The following is an 18,221-nucleotide window of genomic DNA, read 5'->3' as shown; positions in this document are numbered from 1 at the left end:
CCACCCTGTTCCTGGTCCGAAGGAGTACCTCCCATGTCAGAACCGCAGACGACGGCCACGGCCGCCGATCCCGCCGAGAAGAGGTCCGTCAAAGACCTCGTTCGCGCCGCCATCTCGGGATGGCTCGGCACGGCCCTCGAGTTCATGGACTACCAGCTCTACTCGCTGGCAGCCGCGCTCGTGTTCGCCGACCTCTTCTTCTCGTCGGAGAACCCGGCCGTCGCCGTGGTCGCCGCGATGGCCACGTACGGCGTCGGCTACGTCGCCCGCCCGGTCGGTGCCTTCTTCTTCGCACGCCTCGGTGACAAGACCGGCCGCACGAAGGTGCTGTTCTACACGATCCTCCTGATGGGCCTCGCGACCACCCTCATCGGCTTCCTGCCGACGTACAACCAGGTGGGCGTGCTCGCTCCGATCCTGCTGGTGCTGCTGCGCATCGCGCAGGGCTTCGGCGCGGGAGCCGAGATCTCGGGCGCCGGCGTCATGCTCGCCGAGTACGCGCCGGCCAAGCGCCGAGGCATCATCGCCTCGCTCGTCGCGCTCGGCACCAACTGCGGCACGCTGCTCGCCTCTGGCATCTGGGCCATCCTCCTCGTCGCGTACAGCGAGCAGGAGGTCATCGACTGGGCATGGCGCATCCCGTTCATCGGCAGCGCGATCATCATGCTCTTCGCGATCTGGGTGCGATTCAACCTCAAGGAGACCCCGGTCTTCGAGGAGCGCGACGACGTCGTCGACGGCAAGGCCCTCTCGAAGGCGGAGACGATCCAGCTCGCCACCGAGACCGGCGACGTGCGCACCCTCGAAGCGATGAACCGCAAGCCCTGGAAGGCGTTCTCGATCGCCCTCCTGCTGCGCTTCGGCCAGGCAGGCAACTCGGGCATGATCCAGACGTACCTGATCAGCTACATCACCGTCGTGCTGCTGCTCGACCGCTCGATCGGCGTGAACGCCGTGATCGTCTCGTCTCTCGTCGCCTTCATCACGGTGCCGCTGTCGGGCTGGCTCGGCGACCGCTTCGGCCGCAAGCGCATGTACATGATCTGGTCGATCGTCGCCCTCATCATCATCGTGCCGACGATGCTCATGATCAGCAGCGGGGTCACGGCTCAGGTCTTCATCGGCTACGTCGTGCTGCACAACCTCGCCGTGATGAGCTTCGCGTCGCTCGAGAACCTCACGCTCCCCGAGCTCTTCGGCTCGCGCAACCGCTACACGTTCACGGCCATGGCACGAGAGATCGCCGCGATCATCGCGACCGGTGCCGGACCCGTCATCGCCGCCGCGTGGGTCTCGGCCGTCACCGGCTCGTTCATCCCGATCATCATCATGCTGTTCATCTTCACCCTGAGCGCGCTCATCGCCTCGATCTGGATGCCCGAGGTCGCAGGCCGCGACCTGACCGACCCCCGCGACGCGATCTGATCGCCCCGCACATCACGACCAGGGGTGCGGGCGCCCGAACGCCCGCACCCCGCACCTCGACCCGCTTCTTCAGGAGAACGACATGACCATCGAGATCGTCGACGTCAACATCACCAGCCCCGGACGCAACTTCGTCACGCTCAAGATCACGACCTCCGACGGCATCGTCGGCCTGGGCGACGCCACGCTCAACGGACGCGAGCTCGCCGTCGCGTCGTACCTCTCCGACCACGTCGCCTCGATGCTCATCGGACGCGACGAAGACCGCATCGAAGACACCTGGCAGTACCTCTACCGCGGCCCGTACTGGCGTCGCGGCCCTGTGACGATGGCGGCGATCGCCGCGGTCGACATGGCTCTGTGGGACATCAAGGCGAAGAAGGCCGGGATGCCGTTGTACCAGCTGCTCGGCGGCGCCAGCCGTGAGGGAGTCCGCGTCTACGCGCACGCCTCCGGCACCGACTACGCAGCGCTCAAGAACGCGATCACCGGCTATGAGGAGCTCGGTTACACGGCCGTGCGCGTGCAGACCGGCGTGCCTGGCCTCGGCCAGATCTACGGCGTCTCGTCGACCGGCCCCGGCGTGCGCTACGACTACGAGCCCGCCAAGCGCTCGGGCGACCGCCCCAGTGAGGAGACCTGGGACACCCGCAACTACCTCAACCACATGCCAGGGATCTTCTCGCAGATCCGCGAGGACTTCGGCACCGACCTGCGCATCCTGCACGACGGACACCACCGGATGTCGCCGATCGAGGCCGCGCGCTTCGCGAAGGACATCGAGCCCTACGACCTGTTCTGGCTCGAGGACTGCACCCCGGGTGAAGACCAGACCGCGCTGCGCCTCGTACGCCAGCACTCCACGACGCCGCTCGCGATCGGCGAGGTCTTCAACTCGGTCTTCGACTACCAGACCCTCATCACCGAGCGCCTGATCGACTACGTGCGCTCGGCCGTCACCCACACCGGTGGCATCACGGCCATGAAGAAGCTGCTCGACTTCGCCGCGATCTACGGCATCAAGTCGGGCATCCACGGCCCGACCGACATCTCGCCGGTCGGCATGGCCGCCGCCCTGCACCTCGACCTGGCGATCCACAACTTCGGCATCCAGGAGTACATGCCCCACAACGAGCAGACGCTCGAGGTGTTCCAGACCTCCTTCACGTTCGACAAGGGCTTCCTGCACCCCGGCGACCAGCCCGGTCTCGGGGTGAATCTCGATGAGGATGCCGCGGCCGGCCACGAGTACACCAAGGCCTACCTGCCGGTGAACCGCCTGCTCGACGGAACCGTCCATGACTGGTGAGGCCATGACCGGTGAGGCCATGACCGGTGAGGTGCGCCGGGTCGCCCTGCCGCAGCGCACGGTCGACTCGCGCCTCATCGTCGTCGCCCGCGCGAAGCGCGCCGAGGACTACGACGCCGTGATCGACGTGCTCATCGACGCCGGCATCCGCAGTGTCGAGCTCACGCTGACCACTCCCGGCACCTTCAATCACTTTCCGCACCTGCTTGCACGATTCGGCGACAGGATCGATCTCGGCATCGGCACAGTCACGAACACCGCTGACCTGACACGGGCGATCGAGGTGGGCGCGGCCTACATCGTGACCCCGATCACCTCGACCGAGTTCGTCACGCGGACGACGGATGCCGGTGTGCCGATCGTCCCCGGCGGACTCACGCCGACCGAGCTGTTCGCCTCGTGGTCTGCGGGTGCATCGGCCGTCAAGGTGTTCCCCGCAGGCCAGGTCGGGCCCTCGTACCTCAAAGACCTTCGCGGCCCCTTCCCGGACCTCGACGCGGTGCCCTCCGGCGGCGTCGACCTCACGGGCGCCGAGGCCTGGCTGCGTGCCGGAGCGGTCGCGGTGAGCGTCGGCGGTCCTCTGCTCGGCGATGCCTTCAGCGGTGGGGACCTCACGGCGCTGCGCGAGCGCGCAGCGGCGTTTGTCGAGGTGTGCGCGAGGGACTCCGCGTGACCTCTCCGTCGCGGTCCGTCGTCACGCTCGGCGAGACCATGGCGCTCGTGCGCACGACCGAGATCGGCTCGCTGCGGCACGCGAACTCGCTGGCGTTCGGCATCGGCGGCGCCGAGAGCAACGTGGCGATCGGCCTCGCGCGGCTCGGCATCCCGACATCGTGGCTCGGACGCGTGGGCGACGATTCCCTCGGCGAGCGCGTCGCGCGGGAGATCCGCGGAGACGGTGTCGACGTGCGAGCGATCGTCGACCCGGATGCCGCGACGGGCCTGATGGTGAAGGAGCGCCCCTCCGCGGCATCCACCGCCGTGCACTATTACCGCGCCGGGTCGGCCGGATCGAGACTGCGGCCGGACGACCTGCCGGACGGATGGATCGAAAGCGCCTCCGTGCTGCACCTCACCGGCATCACTCCCCTGCTGTCCGACACGGCCGAGGCCGCCGTGCATGGTGCGATCGACCGGGCGCGGGTGTCCGGAACCATGGTGAGCTTCGACATCAACTACCGCTCGGCGCTCGCCTCGCCCGAGATCGCGGGCCCGGTGCTGCGCGGTATCGCCGAGCGCGCCGATCTCGTCTTCGGCGGTGCCGAGGAGTTCGGCATCCTGTACCCGGCGATGTCGGTGGCGGGTGCCGCGGCACGACTGCAGAAGGCCGGGGGTGCGACGACCGTGCTGAAACAGGGACCCGACGGCGCCTCGGTCTTCACGACTGACTCCGTGATCGGCGCATCCGGTTTCACGATCGACCCGGTCGACACCGTGGGGGCGGGTGACGCCTTCGTCGCCGGCTACCTCAGCGCTCTGCTCGACGGAGAGGATCTCGACGCCGTCCTCCGGCGAGCGAACGCCTGCGGCGCGATGGCCTGCCTGGTTCCCGGTGACTGGGAGGCCGCTCCGACCCTGCGCGACCTCGAGCGGTTCCTCGACGGCGACTCCGACCCGGTGCGGCGCTGAACCGGCGTCGACGCCGCCCGAGAACGCGTAGCCTCGAAGGATGTCCAAAGCCGTCTTCTCTCCGTCCACGGCTTCCGGCCCACCCGATCCAGAGCCCGCGCGCGGATCGCTGTTCTCGCACGCCGCAGTGAACTCCCGCCCGGTCGCTCTCGTCTACCGGCTCATCACGCTGGCGGTCATACTCACCGGTGTCATCCGGCACGCGAACCTCCTGACCGGCGAGCCGTCGTGGACGACCGTGCTGTTCTACACGATGGTCAGCAATCTGATCTGTCTCGCCTGGGTGCTGCTCCTCATCGTCCGTACCGTCCGAGACCTGCGTCAGAGCGGCCCGTTCGGGACCTCGACACCCAGCGCCCGCGTCAGCGGAGCGGTGATGTTCGCGATCACGGTCACGATGCTGATCTACCTGATCGTGCTCGTGCCCACGAGGTTCGCCGACGGCGACGCCGAGATCTTCTCGCTCACCGACAACCTGATCCACATCATCACGCCCGTGCTGGTGATCGTCGACTGGCTGGTCTTCGTGCCGAAGGGGTCGTTCCGGTGGGTCGACCCGCTGCTGTGGACGCTCACCCCCTACGCCTATCTGACGTGGGCGTTCGCCTATGGCGCGCTCGGCGGAGAGTTCACGCCCGGACAGGCGTATCCGTACCCCTTCATGGATGTCGACGCGCTCGGGATCGCGGGTGTCGCGCAGTGGATCATCGCCTTGACCGTCGCCCTCATCGCGGTCGGCTTCGTGTTCGTCATCCTCGACCGTGCGCTCGGCTCACTCGCCCGACGGGTCGCGCAGCACTGATCCGTTCCGTCTTCCCACGGCGCCGGGGAGGCTGCGCGCAGGACCGGCACTGCGCCTCGGGAGGAGAACTGCGCCTGAGGAGGATGAATCCTCGAATTCCCTCCGCCCGAAGCGCAGTTCTCCTCCCGACGGCGCCTGAGGCCCTGGCCCGGACCTGCATCCGTGCTTCAATCCCGCAGATGTGCGAGGCCTGCGAGTCAGTTGATGATCTCGGCACTGTCGTCGGCGTGGAGTGCGGCGAGCCTCTCCCGCCAGGTGGCGAGCGCCTCGGGTGACAGGCGAGTCCAGTCGAGCACTTCGCGGACGACCCTCAACGGCGCAGCGCTGCGGTAGGAGCGAGTCGGATTTCCGGGGAACTTCTTGTCGGTCACATTCGGGTCGTTCTCGAAGTCGCCGGTCGGCTCGACCTCGTACACACGCGGCTCGCGATCACCCGGTGCGAGCTCTGCGGCGAGACCCGCACCATCGGACACGGCGGTGAAGTAGATGTGATTCATCACGATCTCGGGGCGGTAGTTCGAGGCGAACCCCGCCGTCAGAAACTCACCCGGACGCAGATCCGCCTTGGTGCCGTGGAAGAAGGGCCCGTCATCCAGTGCGTCGCTCACCGGCACAGCCTACGACTGCCGCGGATGCCGGGGAAGGGCGCTGCGCCTGGGGAGGGCACTGCTTGTGGGGAGGTCGCGCTGCTCGTGGGGAGGAGAACTGCGCCTGAGGAGGATGAATCCTCGGATTCCCTCCGCCCGAAGCGCAGTTCTCCTCCCGACGGCGCGGTTGCCTCAGCCTCCGGACGGCGCGGTGGCCCGAGTCCCCTCAGTCCCCTGAGTCACCCGAGCGACGCGTACCGACACCCGGCTCGTCGTTATGGACGGACTCGTCCTGCACGGATGACTCCGAGGACGGATCGACTCGCACCGGACCCGACCCTCCGGAGTCCGCGCCGGCATTGCCCGCGGGAACCTCCCCGACCTGGTCAGGGTCGTCGGCATCCCGGTCCTCGATGAGCGCCGCGATCCCGTCTTCGGAGGGTTCCGCGCCGCTCACACCCCGGCCAGACTCCTGGCCGTGGCTCACTCCGTGCCGTCCCGCAGATCCGAGGGCGCATCGCCGCTGTGCGACATGCCTTCGTCTTCCGGGGCGAGATCGCCCTGTCCGTCCTCGCCGAGCTCGGCGTCGAGCGGTTCGTCGCCCTGCGTCTCCGGCTGCGAGGTGTCGGTGGGGAACGTCTCATCCACGAAGTGGTCGACCGGGGGAACCCCCGGCATGTTCGGCGGGAAGCTGTTGGCGAATGCGTCGATGTTCGACATGGTGCCCTCCTTTATTCGTCCGAATCATCATGATCCGCCTGATCCGCGGCGAGCGCAGGGAGGTTGACACACGACCTCCGGACGGGGAGGATTCCGCGCCCGCCCACACAGCACCGTGAGAGCATCGATCACAGACCACGACACGAGGGAGTATTCGGATGCTCGACACAGCAGACAGCGTGCGGCTCGGTCGCTCAGGACTCCGGATCTCCCCGGTGGTTCTCGGATGCATGAGCTTCGGAGCCCCGGATCGCGGCGCGCACGGGTGGTCCCTCGACGAAGAGGCCAGCCGACCGCTGATCAGGCAAGCACTCGAAGCCGGGATCACCACCTTCGACACCGCTGACGTCTACTCCGACGGCACGAGCGAGGAGTTCGTCGGTCGCGCTCTGGCCGACTTCGCGAACCGCGATGAGATCGTGATCGCGACCAAGGTGCACGGGCGCATGGGAGCGGGCGCGAACCAGGCCGGGCTCAGTCGCGCCCACATCCTCTCCGGCATCGACGCGAGCCTGAGGCGCCTCGGCACCGACCACGTCGACCTCTACCAGATCCACCGATGGGATCCGCAGACGCCGATCGAGGAGACGATGCAGGCTCTGCACGACGTCGTCCGCTCCGGCAAGGCGCGATATATCGGTGCGTCGTCGATGTGGGCATGGCAGTTCGCGAACGCTCAGCACGTTGCGGCGCAGAACGGGTGGACGCCGTTCGTGTCGATGCAGGACCAATACAACCTGCTGCAGCGCGAAGAGGAGCGCGAGATGCACCCGTTCTGCCTCGATTCCGGAGTCGGGGTTCTGCCATGGTCGCCGCTCGCGCGCGGCAGGCTCACGCGCGACTGGGACGAGAAGACGGCGCGCACCGCGACGGATGCCTTCGGAGCGACGCTGTATCGCCGCGAAGAGGAATCGAACCGCGCCATCGTCGAGGCGGTCGCTCGCGTCGCCGAGGCGCGAGGAGTGTCCCGCGCGCAGATCGCTCTCGCATGGGTCGCTCAGCAGACTGCGGTCACGGCGCCGATCGTCGGCGCGACGAAGGCGAGTCACATCGAGGATGCCGTCGCGGCCGTCAGCATCCACCTGGAACCCGCTGAGCTCGAAGCGCTCACCAGTGCGTATACGCCTCGCGAGCCGGAGGGTTTCTGACCCAGGTCGAGCGCTACTCGATCTGGCCGATGGGCTCGCGCTTCTCGGCCTGGAACTGGTCCTCGGCACGTCCCCGTGCCCAGTAGGCCGAGATCGACAGCGATTCTCTCGGCACCTCGCGCTGTTTCAGCAGAGCCCGGACAGCCTTGATGGTCCCGCGCTCTCCGTGTGCGAAGACTCCGGGGTGACCCGCACCCCACGGCAGTTCGGCGAGAACGGCCAGCAGTTCGTCATCCGTGCCGGTCCAGCGAACCGTCACGCCGGCCGGCACCTCGGGCAGGAGGCGGTCGGCGGGGTCGGCGACCGTGAGGATGACGTGCCCGACGGCATCCGCGTCCATCGCTTCGACGGCCGACGAGATCGCCGGGAGGGCGGTGTGGTCGCCGACGAGCAGATGCCAGGGCGTTCCCGGTGCCGGCAGGTACCCGCCGCCGGCTCCGCTGACGACGAGCGTGTCGCCGACCTGCGCCGACCGAGCCCAGGGGCCCGCGACGCCCTCGTCGCCGTGCACGACGAAGTCGATCACGAGGCGCTGCTGCTCGGCATCCGCGGCGCGCACCGTGTACGTGCGCCGCGTGGGCAGCTTCTCGGGGCTCTCCTCGCGCAGCTGCGCGAGGTCATAAGGAGGAGTGAGCCCGTGGCGCGGGTCTGCGAACAGGATCTTCACGTACTTGTCGGCGAAGACGTTGTCGGTGAAGGCCTCATATCCGTCGCCTCCGGCCGTGACGCGCACGAGGTCAGGACTGACCTGCTCCACCCGCTGCACGCTGAGCACGGCCTGGCTGGGCGTTCGACGAGGCTGGTCCGGCATTGCGTCTCCTGACGGTGGGGAACGAAGTCCCCTACAGTCTGCCGTCCACCGCGCGGAACGAGGGCCGCTCAGCCGGCGCAGAGGTCGGTGTCGGCGCTGCGGTTCACCGCATCGACGGGCCGCGGTGGCACCGGCGTCTCCCCGGGCTGCGCGATGAGGGCTTCGTAGTCCGCTCCGAGAAGCAGCTGCACCCCGTCGACCTCTCCGATCTGAACGGTCACCGCGAGGCCGAGTTCTGCGGCCAGCGCCTGAGCCGTCTGCTGGGCGTCGGGGGTGTCGGCAGCCGTGATGGTCGTCAGTTCGACCGGATCGGCGTTGGCGATGCTCGCCACGGTGTATCCGTAGCCGGCCGCATCCTCCGAGACACGGGATGCCAGGCCGCTGACACCCGCGCCGTTGAGGATCTGCACCGCAGCCGTGCGCACCGGCGCCTCGGGCTGCACCTCGTCGGTGGTCAGCACGATCGGCACGTCGTCGATCAGCGCACGGAAGATGACGTCGGCATCCGCCGTGGGCACGACGCGGTTGGGATCTTCAGGAGCCTCGGTCGTCGGCATCGTGAGGAACGTGACGCTGCTCAGTGGAACATTGGCGACGCGCGCCGCGAGGCCCGCCAGGTCGGTGAGCGCGCCGAGCCCGGGGTCGACGGTCATCGACGACGTGACGGCGTCGAGAAAGGCGTAGAGACGATCGGGTCGCACGAGCACATTCGACTTCGTCGCCTTCTGCACGATCGCCGACAGCACCATCTGCTGATGCCCGAGGCGGGCGATGTCGCTCTCCTCGGCGAGCGCGTGCCTGGTGCGCGCGAGTGCGAGCGCCTGGTCGCCGTTGATCGACTGAGCGCCGGCGGGCAGATCGAGCCTGGCGTGGCCGTCCTGCAGGGGTTCGGGCAGGCACACGTCGATGCCGCCCATCGCATCGACCATGCCGATGAAACCCTCGAAGTCCATCTGCACGAAGTGATCGATCGTCAGACCTGTGAGCTGCTCGACCGCCGCGACCGAGCACGCCGGCCCATACTGCAGCGCCGAGTTCAGCATCCCCCAGCCGCCGCCATACGACCCACGTCCGTTGTCGTCGCACGCGGGCAGGTCGCCGAGGGTGTCACGCGGAAGCTGCACGGCGTCGATCCGAGTGTTGTCGCTCGAGATGTGCGCGACGACCATCGCGTCGCTGCGCTCACTGCCGTCGTCTTCACCGAAGCCCTCGGATTCGAGCGCCCTCGAGTCGGATCCGAGCAGCAGGATGTTGAGATCCCCCGTCGCGAGCTCGGGTTCGGTCTCTCCGTCGTCGGAGCGGATCGGCGCGGTGGTGACGTTTCCCTGCAGCTGCGCGTAGGCGATCGCGCCGACGGCGACCAGCGCCACGACGACGGCCGCACTGATCCAGCCGATCACCCGACCACGCCGTCGGCGGGGTCGTGTGACGGGTCCGGAATCGCTCGAGTGGTCGCTCTGGTCGTCGCTGCGGGAGGATGCTGGCGGTCTCACCTGTTCACACCATCACGACTCGGCCGCCACCACCGACACGTGGAGGCGGCGAGTCCTGCGAGGGTGCTGTGAGCTCGGGACTCAGGCCGTGACGTAGCCGCGGGAGGAATCGTCGTGGACGAGGCGGTAGTCCGGACTCGCTCCGCGGTGGTCGGCCAGGCTCCACACCCGTGCCGAGCTGGGCTTGCCTGCCGACGACGCACCGTATTCGAGGACGAGCGCATCCGGCATCCGTCCGTCGCGGTATTCGCCGACGAAGTAGCGCGGGCTCCCCAGGCCGCCCGACTCCACCCGCCCGATGAAGTGACCGGACTCGGTCACGCGAGGCGGGGCGGCGAGCAGGTCGGCGGTGGTGATGCGCTGCACGGCCTCCTGCTGTGCAGAACGCAGCAGCGGGGCGGGCAGAGATCTGTACTCTGGGGCGTGTTCGTGACTCATGCGAGCCTCCTCAGTCAGGGATGGTGGTGTCTCACGGACAGTGGTGCCGGGGCTGCAACCCCGGCACCACGTCGTCTCTCCACCGTACCTTATTTTGAGTCATTCAAAATAAACGACTGAACCCGCGCGCCCTGAGCACGGCGGCACGGCGGGCGATTCGCCTCTGACACACTTCCGACGCATGCGAAAGGCCCGGCTTCCTCGAGAGGAACCGGGCCTTTTCACATCTGTTTCTCGCTGTGCGCGAGGGGGGACTTGAACCCCCACGTCCATAAGGACACTGGCACCTGAAGCCAGCGCGTCTACCATTCCGCCACTCGCGCGAGTATGTCGGGCTCCGAAGAACTCAACTTCCCAAAGATATCACGCGTTTCGCCTGTCGAAGAAACCGAGGCCAGCACCGGGCTCAGCACCCTCGGCGCACCGGGCTCAACGCCCCCGGGAGGACTTCTGCCCCTGGGGAGGAGGATCTCCTCGCATTCCTCCTCCCCAGGGGCAGTTCTCCTCCCGAACGGCGCACCCACGACCGCCGCGAGACACCCTCTCAAGACCGCGCACCCCTCCCCCACTCCCCCGGATTCTCGGCACTTTCCCGCCTCGCGACGGCGTTCACCCAGCACACCTGGCTACGATGTGCGTACCGGTCGGTATGCCAGAGGAGCCCAGTGGGACTACTTGACAGCTTTGAGAAGGGTCTCGAGCGCGCTGTGAACAGCGCCTTCGCGAAGACCTTCCGCAGCGGCATCCAGCCCGTGGAGATCGCTTCGGCCCTTCGGCGCGAAGCGGACACCAAAGCGGCTGTGGTGAGCAGGGACCGCATCATCGCGCCCAACAACTTCGTCGTGCGCCTCAGCACAGACGACGCAGAGCGGATGCAGGGGCTCGGCGGAGCCCTCACCGACGAGCTGCATGCACTTCTCACGAAGCACGCGAAGGCCCAGGGCTACAGCTTCTCGGGCCCGCTCGCGATCTCCCTCGAGGGCGACGACAAGATCGCCACCGGCACGATCAACGTGAGCTCGGGCACGGTCGAAGGCCGCGTCAACTGGCAGGCCGTGATCGACGTCGACGGTCGTCGCCATTCCCTCACACGCGCACGCACGGTCATCGGCCGCGGAACGGATGCCGACATCACGATCGCCGACGCCGGATCCAGCCGCAAGCACGTCGAGGTCCTCTGGGACGGCGAGCGCGCCATGATGCGCGACCTCGGCTCGACCAACGGCACCAAGGTCGACGGCCAGAAGGTGCGCGAAGCCGCGCTGCCCTCCGAGACCACCATGACCATCGGACGCACCGATCTGGTGTTCCGCATCGTTCCCGTCGCAAGTCCGTCACGCCCGCCGCGGCCGCGCGACGACGACGCGACCCGCGCGTTCGGAGCCATCTCGTGAGCACTCCCAGCGAGCTCGTCCTACTCCTGCTGCGCATCGGCTTCCTGCTGATCCTGTGGTTCTTCGTGTTCGGTGTCGTGTACTCGCTGCGTGCCGACCTGTTCGGCATGAAGGTGCGCAAGCTCCCGGCCGAGGCTGCTGCCGCGATGCCCGCCCCGACACAGGCACCTGCATCAGCGCCGGCATCTCGCCCCGCGTCTTCGAAGCCCAGCACCGGACCCGCGACGGTCGCGACGGCCAAGCGTCTCGTGATCACCTCAGGGCCGAAGGCGGGACTCGAACTCCCCCTCGGCACCGAGACGCTGACGATCGGCCGCTCGAGCGAGTCCGCTCTCGTGATCCGCGACGACTACACCTCCAGCCATCACGCGCGCCTGCTGCTCCGAGGAGACAGCTGGGCCATCCAGGACCTCGACTCGACCAACGGCACCTACGTCGCCGGCCAGCGGGTGACCGGCGGTCCGGTCGGCCTCGCCCTCGGCACCCCGATCAAGGTGGGCGCCACGACCTTCGAGCTGCGAGCCTGACCCCGGCATGGTCTTCGAAGGCTCGAGCGCCGCGATCTCCCACACCGGGAAGGTCCGCTCCAACAACCAGGACTCCGGATACTCCGGGGCGAACCTGTTCGTCGTCGCCGACGGCATGGGCGGCCACGCGGGCGGCGACGTCGCCTCGAGCATCGCGATCCACCGGCTCGAGCCTCTCGATCACCCCTACACCTCGGTCGAAGACGCCCAGGCCTCCCTTCAGGCCGCCGCGACGACCGCAGCCGGCGACCTGATCCGTGCCGCCAAGGATCGCCCCGAGCTCGCCGGCCTCGGCACCACGCTCAGCGCGATCATCATGGTCGACGACTACGCGGTCATCGGCCACATCGGGGATTCGCGCATCTACCTCTACCGCGACGACGCGGTCACCCAGATCACGGCCGACCACACCTTCGTGCAGCGGCTCGTCGACTCGGGTCGCATCACCCCCGAAGAGGCGCGCTATCACCCGCGTCGTTCGGTGCTCATGCGCGTGCTCAGCGACATGGACGCCGACCCCGAGCTCGACATGTTCGTCATGCACACCCAGCCGGGCGACCGCTGGCTGCTGTGCTCCGACGGACTTTCGGGTGTCGTCGACGAGGCGCACATCCTCAAGGCGATGCGCATGGGCATGGCACCGGGGCGCACGGCCGACAATCTGCTGAAGCAGGCGCTCGACGGCGGCGCGCCCGACAACGTGACGATCGTCCTCGTCGAGGTCGGCGGACAGCACGCCATGCACTCCGGCACCGCGACGATCGTCGGGTCGGCATCGAACCCCGCCAACATCACCGTGCCGCCCGTGCGCGCACCGCGCGGCAACTGGCTGCATCCTGTCCGGCAGGCGGCGAACGAGCCCAGCCACTTCGAGCCGGCCCCCGAGTACCTCGAGGAGCTCATCGAAGAAGACCGCCGACGCGCCAAGCGTCGCCGGCTCGGGTGGATCGCCGGGATGCTGGTGGTCGTCGCAATGCTGGTGTTCGCCGCCTTCGCGGCCTACAGCTGGACCCAGACCCGCTACTTCGTCGGCGCCGACGAAGACAGTGTCGTGATCTATCAGGGCGTGCAGCAGAACATCGGCCCGATCACACTGTCGACACCGCTGCGCGACACCGACATCCTGCTCGCGAACCTGCCGCCGTACCAGCGCGATTCCGTCGAACGCACGATCACCGCCCGTTCCTTCTCCGATGCCGAGGCGATCGTCACGCGGCTTCAGGCCGGAGCCGACCGCGTGACCGGCGAGACTCCCCTGCCGACTCCCGCGCCCACCGCGACGCCCACGGAGGATGCGGGATGACCGCCGACGTCACGGCCGACACGAGCGTCATCAAGGCCCTCAAGAAGATGCGGATGCCGCAGACGCAGCGCAACCGCGAGTTCTGGCTGCTGCTGTTCGCCGTCGCGATCAGCGGCGCGTCTCTGACCCTCGTGCAGCTCGGAGCCCTCGGCCTGATCGACCCGATGATCCTCGCGATCGGCGGCGGACTCGCCGTCCTGGCGTTCGCGGTGCACTTCGTTCTGCGCGCCGTGGCATCCGCAGCCGATCCCTTCATCCTGCCGATCGCCACCCTGCTCACGGGCCTCGGCATCGCGATGATCTACCGCATCGACATAGCCGAATCACTGACCGGGTGGAACGCGTACTCGACGAAGCAGCTCGCGTGGACCGCGATCTCGCTCGCGGGTGCGATCGCCACCATCATCCTGCTGCGCAACTACCGGGTGCTGTTCCGCTACACCTACATCTTCGGCCTCTCCGGAATCCTGCTGCTGCTGCTGCCGTTCGTGCCCGGCCTGCGCATCCCCGACGCGAACGCCCAGGTGTGGGTGTCGCTCGGTGGCATGTTCGCCTTCCAGCCGGGCGAGCTCGCCAAGATCTGCCTCGCCATCTTCTTCGCCGGCTACCTGGTGCGCACCCGCGAGAGCCTCACTTCGGTGGGCACGAAGTTCCTCGGCATCACCTGGCCGCGCATGCGCGAGCTCGGACCCGTGCTCGTCGTGTGGGCGATCTCGCTCGGAATCATCGTGATCCAGCGCGACCTCGGCACCGGAACCCTCATCTTCGGCATGTTCGTCGCGATGCTCTACGTCGCCACCGGCAAGACCAGCTGGGTGCTGATCGGCCTCGGCCTGGTCGCCGCGGGAGTCGCCGTCGCCACGCAGATCCTCAGCTACGTGCAGGGTCGCTTCACGAACTGGCTGTTCCTCTTCGACTCCGAGAAGGTCGACCCGGACGTCGCGGGATTCCAGCCCATGCAGGGCTTGTTCGGTCTCGCGCACGGCGGTCTGCTCGGCACCGGATGGGGTCAGGGTCGCCCCGAGGTCACCCCGCTCGCACACAGCGACTACATCATCACCAGCCTGGGTGAGGAGATCGGTCTGATCGGGCTGTTCGCCATCCTCTGCCTCTACATGGTGTTCGTCAGCCGCGGCGTGCGCATCGGGCTCGCCGGTCAGGACGACTTCGGCAAGCTGCTCGCGATCGGCCTCTCGTTCACCATCGCACTGCAGGTGTTCATCATGGTCGGCGGTGTGACCCGGCTCATCCCGCTCACCGGTCTGACCACCCCGTTCCTCGCCGCCGGCGGCTCGTCGCTCGTGGCCAACTGGCTCATCGTCGCGATCCTGCTGCGCATCTCCGACGGTGTCCGCAGCCAACCCAGGGCGGTGATCGGCTGACATGACGAAAGAACTCCGCCGTCTCAGCATCGTGATGCTGTTCATGTTCCTGTCGCTGTTCGCGGCGACCAGCTGGATCCAGGTCGTCGAGGCCGATTCGCTCGGGCAGAACCCGAACAACAGGCGCACGCTGCTCGACAGCTACGAGATCCAACGAGGATCGATCATCGTCGACGACGTGGCGATCGCCTCCTCGACGGCCTCTGACGATCGCTACCAGTTCCAGCGCGTCTACACGGATGCCGCGATGTGGGCGCCTGTCACCGGGTACTTCAACCCCGCTCTGCAGTCGGCGACGGGAATCGAGCGGGCGATGAACTCCGACCTCTCCGGCACCGGCTCGAGCGCGTTCTTCGCAGAGATCGAGCGGATCCTCTCGGGGCAGCCGCAGAGCGGATTCAGTGTGGAGCTGACTCTCGACACCGCTGCGCAGCGAGCGGCCTACGAGGGACTGCAGGGGCTCAACGGCGCCGTCGTCGCGATCGAGCCGAAGACCGGGCGCATTCTCGCCATGGTGTCGACGCCCGGCTTCGACACGAACCTGCTCGCGACCCATGACGCGGATGCCGCGAACGCGACCTACGATCAGCTCGACGAGGACCCGACGAAGCCGCTCTCGAATCGGGCGATCGCCGGCGACCTCAACCCTCCTGGCTCGACGTTCAAGCTCGTCGTGGCGGCTGCAGCCTATGAGTCGGGCAACTGGACGCCCGACTCGACGCTCCCGAACCCCGCGCGATACACACTCCCGGGTTCCACGAACACGGTCGCCAACGCCTGGGGCGGCACGTGCGGCAGCGGTGACACGGTCACCATCGCCGAAGCCATCCGCCTCAGCTGCAACATCCCGATGGCCGAGCTCGCGGTCGAGCTCGGCGACGACGCGATCCGAGAGACGGCCGAGAAGTTCGGCTTCAACCAGAGCTTCTCGACACCGCTGGAATCGACGCCCTCGAGCTACCCGCGGGCGCTCGACGACGCGCAGACCGCGCTCACCGGATTCGGACAGGGACAGGTCACCGCCACACCGCTGCAGATCGCGATGGTGGCGGCCGGGATCGCGAACGACGGCGTCGTCATGAACCCCCGTCTGATCGATACGGTGATCGGCAACGACCTCTCGGTCATCCGTTCGTACGACGACTCGCAGTTCGGCCAGGCCACCGATGCGACGACCGCCGAGCAGGTCGCGGCGTCGATGGTCGCCAGCGTCTCGAACGGCGCTGCGCAGGGTGCAAGAATAGACGGGGTCGATGTGGCTGGAAAGACAGGCACGACCGAGAACGGTAACAAGCCCTACACGTTGTGGTTCACCGGTTTCGCACCGGCGGACGACCCGGAAGTGGCAGTAGCGGTCCTCGTCGAAGACGGCGGTGGACAAGGGCAGTCAGGATCCGGCGACACCATCGCCGCTCCGATTGCGAAGAAGGTCATAGAGGCGGTGCTGGGCAGATGAGACCGACGCAGGGTGTGTCGTTCGGTGGTCGCTACGAGCTGCAGTCGCGTATTGCGATCGGCGGCATGGGCGAGGTGTGGGAGGCGACGGATCACGTCATCGGCCGCACCGTGGCCATCAAGATCCTCAAGGACGAGTACATGGGGGACCCCGGGTTCCTCGAGCGGTTCCGCGCTGAGGCGCGCCATGCCGCACTCGTCAATCACGAGGGCATCGCGAGCGTCTTCGACTACGGCGAGGAGAACGGCAGCGCCTACCTCGTCATGGAGCTCGTGCCCGGCGAGGCTCTCTCGACCGTGCTCGAGCGCGACGGCGCGCTGAGCGCCGACAAGACCCTCGACATCGTCGCGCAGACGGCATCCGCTCTGCAGGCCGCCCACGCGGCCGGTCTCGTGCACCGCGACATCAAGCCGGGAAACCTGCTGATCACGCCCGACGGCCGCGTCAAGATCACCGACTTCGGCATCGCGCGCATCGCCGACCAGGTCCCGCTGACGGCCACCGGCCAGGTCATGGGCACCGTGCAGTACCTCTCGCCCGAGCAGGCCTCCGGGCACCCGGCATCGCCGGCCACCGACACGTACTCGCTCGGCATCGTCGCGTACGAGTGCCTCGCAGGGAAGCGCCCCTTCACGGGCGAGTCGCAGGTCGCGATCGCGATGGCGCAGATCAACGAGCAGCCTCCGCCGCTGCCGCCGACCGTGCCGATCCCCGTGCAGAACCTCGTCATGGCGATGATCGCCAAGAAGCCGGCCGACCGGCCCTCGTCGTCCGCGACGGTGGCACGCGCCGCGCAGGCACTGCGCCGAGGAGACCTGAACTCTGCGGCGATCGCTGTTCCGGCCATCGCGACCGGCGGCGTGGCCTCCGACGACGCCACCCGACTGCTCACCGCATCGGGCGATGACGGCACGACTCGCATCCTCCCCACCACGGCACAGCTGCCCACGGGCGAGCAGGCCGATGACGATGTCGAGAAGACGAAGAAGAAGCGCAGCCCGTGGACCTGGCCGCTCATCGCTCTGATCGCGCTGCTCGTGGTCGTGCTCGGCGGGACCGTGTTCGCGCTGATGAACCCGGGTGACCCCGAACCCGCGCCGACTCAGTCCGAGACCACCTCGCAGACGCCCAAGCCGACTCCCAGCGAGACCGAGACGCCCGAGCCCGAACTGGTCGACGTCGATGCTCTCGGCCTCGTCGGAATGCAGTGCGAGGCTGCGCAGGCCGCGGCGGTCAACGCCGGGCTGCAGGCCGAGTGCGCGGTGGGCAACACCGTCGCTCCGAGCGCGAATCAGGTCGGAACCGTCGAATCCGTCCAGCCGGGTGGGAACGTCCCCGAGGGTACGGCCATCACGCTGACGACCTTCAAGGAGCAGGTGAAGGTGGGCAAGCCCTCGGGCACCCCGACCATCGCCGGCACCGCCACCGAGGGCGAGCCCGTCACGCTCAACTGGCCGAGCTTCGAGTGCCCGTCCGGCACCCCGGCGCGGTCCGCCTTCGAGGTCACGCTCACCAACGCGACCTTCTCGGGCGGCAACTCGGGCGAGTCCATCCGCAGCTTCGGTCCGAGCGTCCTCTCGACGCAGATCATCCCCGGCACGGCCGGACAGACGATCACCGCCACGTTCCGCGTGTTCTGCGGAAGCGACATGCCGTCCGAGCAGTCGGATGCCATGCCGGGCGTCGCCATCCTGCCTGCCGCACCGGATCCCGGTGAGGGCGACGCAGACGGCGGCGACTCAGGCGAGTAAGCCGCTCGCGCCGTAGGCTAGAGCATCCACAAGGTCGTATCAGGGG

At 67.9% G+C, this 18,221-nt stretch carries 18 protein-coding genes and 1 tRNA gene; 12 read left to right on the top strand and 7 right to left on the bottom strand.

Going from position 1 to position 18,221, the window contains the following annotated elements; genetic code table 11:
- Nucleotides 1-33: 33 nt before the first annotated feature.
- The 5 genes from QMA07_RS13185 (at nt 34) to QMA07_RS13165 (ending at nt 5,165) form a co-directional block, all read left to right on the top strand.
- The gene (locus tag QMA07_RS13185) at nt 34-1,425 is read left to right on the top strand and encodes an MFS transporter (protein ID WP_290162585.1); all 1,392 of its coding nucleotides are present in this window, start codon (nt 34-36) and stop codon (nt 1,423-1,425) included.
- Nucleotides 1,426-1,507: 82 nt separating this feature from the next.
- Nucleotides 1,508-2,734, top strand: a complete 1,227-nt coding sequence (manD, locus tag QMA07_RS13180; protein ID WP_290162584.1) for a D-mannonate dehydratase ManD — start codon at nt 1,508-1,510, stop codon at nt 2,732-2,734.
- Nucleotides 2,724-3,407, top strand: coding sequence for a bifunctional 4-hydroxy-2-oxoglutarate aldolase/2-dehydro-3-deoxy-phosphogluconate aldolase (locus QMA07_RS13175; RefSeq protein ID WP_290162582.1), 684 nt, complete (start codon nt 2,724-2,726; stop codon nt 3,405-3,407). The genes manD and QMA07_RS13175 overlap by 11 nt, the downstream gene beginning before the upstream one ends.
- Nucleotides 3,404-4,363 (top strand): sugar kinase, encoded by a 960-nt coding sequence (locus tag QMA07_RS13170; protein WP_290162580.1) that lies wholly within the window; start codon nt 3,404-3,406, stop codon nt 4,361-4,363. Before QMA07_RS13175 ends, QMA07_RS13170 begins: the two co-directional genes overlap by 4 nt.
- Before the next feature lie 40 nt (nt 4,364-4,403).
- Nucleotides 4,404-5,165 (top strand): Pr6Pr family membrane protein, encoded by a 762-nt coding sequence (locus QMA07_RS13165; protein ID WP_290162578.1) that lies wholly within the window; start codon nt 4,404-4,406, stop codon nt 5,163-5,165.
- A gap of 197 nt (nt 5,166-5,362) precedes the next feature.
- Here QMA07_RS13165 and arr read toward each other — a convergent pair whose 3' ends face one another.
- The 3 genes from arr to QMA07_RS13150 all read right to left on the bottom strand — a co-directional run bounded on the left by arr (nt 5,363) and on the right by QMA07_RS13150 (nt 6,472).
- Nucleotides 5,363-5,773, bottom strand: a complete 411-nt coding sequence (gene arr / locus QMA07_RS13160; RefSeq protein ID WP_290162576.1) for an NAD(+)--rifampin ADP-ribosyltransferase — start codon at nt 5,771-5,773, stop codon at nt 5,363-5,365.
- A gap of 205 nt (nt 5,774-5,978) precedes the next feature.
- Complete coding sequence (locus tag QMA07_RS13155; RefSeq protein WP_290162574.1) at nt 5,979-6,209, bottom strand: hypothetical protein; 231 nt, start codon at nt 6,207-6,209, stop codon at nt 5,979-5,981.
- Nucleotides 6,210-6,235: 26 nt separating this feature from the next.
- Nucleotides 6,236-6,472 (bottom strand): hypothetical protein, encoded by a 237-nt coding sequence (locus QMA07_RS13150; RefSeq protein ID WP_290162572.1) that lies wholly within the window; start codon nt 6,470-6,472, stop codon nt 6,236-6,238.
- A 158-nt stretch (nt 6,473-6,630) separates the two neighbouring features.
- On the opposite strand from QMA07_RS13150, the gene QMA07_RS13145 reads away from it, so the two are divergent.
- A complete protein-coding gene (locus QMA07_RS13145) occupies nt 6,631-7,620 on the top strand; it encodes an aldo/keto reductase (RefSeq protein WP_290162570.1) in 990 nt (329 codons plus the stop codon).
- Nucleotides 7,621-7,633: 13 nt separating this feature from the next.
- On the opposite strand, the gene QMA07_RS13140 is transcribed toward QMA07_RS13145, so the two are convergent.
- From QMA07_RS13140 to QMA07_RS13125, 4 genes are all read right to left on the bottom strand, one after another.
- Nucleotides 7,634-8,431 carry a siderophore-interacting protein gene (locus QMA07_RS13140; RefSeq protein ID WP_290162568.1) on the bottom strand — a complete coding sequence of 266 codons (798 nt, stop codon included), beginning with the start codon at nt 8,429-8,431 and terminating at the stop codon, nt 7,634-7,636.
- 68 nt (nt 8,432-8,499) lie between these two features.
- Nucleotides 8,500-9,831: an LCP family protein gene (locus tag QMA07_RS13135; protein ID WP_290162565.1), complete on the bottom strand. Its 1,332-nt coding sequence runs from the start codon at nt 9,829-9,831 to the stop codon at nt 8,500-8,502.
- Between the two features lie 174 nt (nt 9,832-10,005).
- Nucleotides 10,006-10,362: a hypothetical protein gene (locus QMA07_RS13130; RefSeq protein ID WP_290162563.1), complete on the bottom strand. Its 357-nt coding sequence runs from the start codon at nt 10,360-10,362 to the stop codon at nt 10,006-10,008.
- Between the two features lie 240 nt (nt 10,363-10,602).
- Nucleotides 10,603-10,685 (bottom strand) — tRNA-Leu (locus QMA07_RS13125).
- A 342-nt stretch (nt 10,686-11,027) separates the two neighbouring features.
- Here QMA07_RS13125 and QMA07_RS13120 point away from each other — a divergent pair.
- The 6 genes from QMA07_RS13120 to QMA07_RS13095 are packed head-to-tail and all read left to right on the top strand — an operon-like array spanning nt 11,028 to nt 18,175.
- Nucleotides 11,028-11,756, top strand: a complete 729-nt coding sequence (locus tag QMA07_RS13120; RefSeq protein ID WP_290162561.1) for a DUF3662 and FHA domain-containing protein — start codon at nt 11,028-11,030, stop codon at nt 11,754-11,756.
- Nucleotides 11,753-12,283 (top strand): FHA domain-containing protein, encoded by a 531-nt coding sequence (locus QMA07_RS13115; protein ID WP_290162559.1) that lies wholly within the window; start codon nt 11,753-11,755, stop codon nt 12,281-12,283. Before QMA07_RS13120 ends, QMA07_RS13115 begins: the two co-directional genes overlap by 4 nt.
- A 7-nt stretch (nt 12,284-12,290) precedes the next feature.
- The gene (locus QMA07_RS13110) at nt 12,291-13,586 is read left to right on the top strand and encodes a PP2C family serine/threonine-protein phosphatase (RefSeq protein WP_290162557.1); all 1,296 of its coding nucleotides are present in this window, start codon (nt 12,291-12,293) and stop codon (nt 13,584-13,586) included.
- Nucleotides 13,583-14,968 carry an FtsW/RodA/SpoVE family cell cycle protein gene (locus QMA07_RS13105; RefSeq protein WP_290162555.1) on the top strand — a complete coding sequence of 462 codons (1,386 nt, stop codon included), beginning with the start codon at nt 13,583-13,585 and terminating at the stop codon, nt 14,966-14,968. Before QMA07_RS13110 ends, QMA07_RS13105 begins: the two co-directional genes overlap by 4 nt.
- 1 nt (nt 14,969) lies before the next feature.
- A complete protein-coding gene (locus QMA07_RS13100) occupies nt 14,970-16,424 on the top strand; it encodes a penicillin-binding transpeptidase domain-containing protein (RefSeq protein ID WP_290162553.1) in 1,455 nt (484 codons plus the stop codon).
- Nucleotides 16,421-18,175: a protein kinase gene (locus QMA07_RS13095; RefSeq protein WP_290162551.1), complete on the top strand. Its 1,755-nt coding sequence runs from the start codon at nt 16,421-16,423 to the stop codon at nt 18,173-18,175. Before QMA07_RS13100 ends, QMA07_RS13095 begins: the two co-directional genes overlap by 4 nt.
- Nucleotides 18,176-18,221: the final 46 nt, after the last annotated feature.

Origin of the sequence: Microbacterium sp. APC 3901 (assembly GCF_030407765.1) — a bacterium.
In the GTDB taxonomy this organism is placed as follows: domain Bacteria; phylum Actinomycetota; class Actinomycetes; order Actinomycetales; family Microbacteriaceae; genus Microbacterium.
This window is presented reverse-complemented; position numbering and strand designations above follow the sequence as displayed.

Excerpts from the sequence above, each read along its gene's own strand:
- QMA07_RS13110 (WP_290162557.1), top strand. The coding sequence starts at position 12,291 with ATGGTCTTCGAAGGCTCGAGCGCCGCGATCTCCCACACCGGGAAGGTC.
- QMA07_RS13150 (WP_290162572.1), bottom strand. The coding sequence starts at position 6,472 with ATGTCGAACATCGACGCATTCGCCAACAGCTTCCCGCCGAACATGCCG.
- QMA07_RS13175 (WP_290162582.1), top strand. The coding sequence starts at position 2,724 with ATGACTGGTGAGGCCATGACCGGTGAGGCCATGACCGGTGAGGTGCGC.
- QMA07_RS13100 (WP_290162553.1), top strand. The coding sequence starts at position 14,970 with ATGACGAAAGAACTCCGCCGTCTCAGCATCGTGATGCTGTTCATGTTC.
- QMA07_RS13145 (WP_290162570.1), top strand. The coding sequence starts at position 6,631 with ATGCTCGACACAGCAGACAGCGTGCGGCTCGGTCGCTCAGGACTCCGG.
- QMA07_RS13105 (WP_290162555.1), top strand. The coding sequence starts at position 13,583 with ATGACCGCCGACGTCACGGCCGACACGAGCGTCATCAAGGCCCTCAAG.
- manD (WP_290162584.1), top strand. The coding sequence starts at position 1,508 with ATGACCATCGAGATCGTCGACGTCAACATCACCAGCCCCGGACGCAAC.
- QMA07_RS13185 (WP_290162585.1), top strand. The coding sequence starts at position 34 with ATGTCAGAACCGCAGACGACGGCCACGGCCGCCGATCCCGCCGAGAAG.
- QMA07_RS13140 (WP_290162568.1), bottom strand. The coding sequence starts at position 8,431 with ATGCCGGACCAGCCTCGTCGAACGCCCAGCCAGGCCGTGCTCAGCGTG.
- QMA07_RS13130 (WP_290162563.1), bottom strand. The coding sequence starts at position 10,362 with ATGAGTCACGAACACGCCCCAGAGTACAGATCTCTGCCCGCCCCGCTG.
- QMA07_RS13165 (WP_290162578.1), top strand. The coding sequence starts at position 4,404 with ATGTCCAAAGCCGTCTTCTCTCCGTCCACGGCTTCCGGCCCACCCGAT.
- QMA07_RS13095 (WP_290162551.1), top strand. The coding sequence starts at position 16,421 with ATGAGACCGACGCAGGGTGTGTCGTTCGGTGGTCGCTACGAGCTGCAG.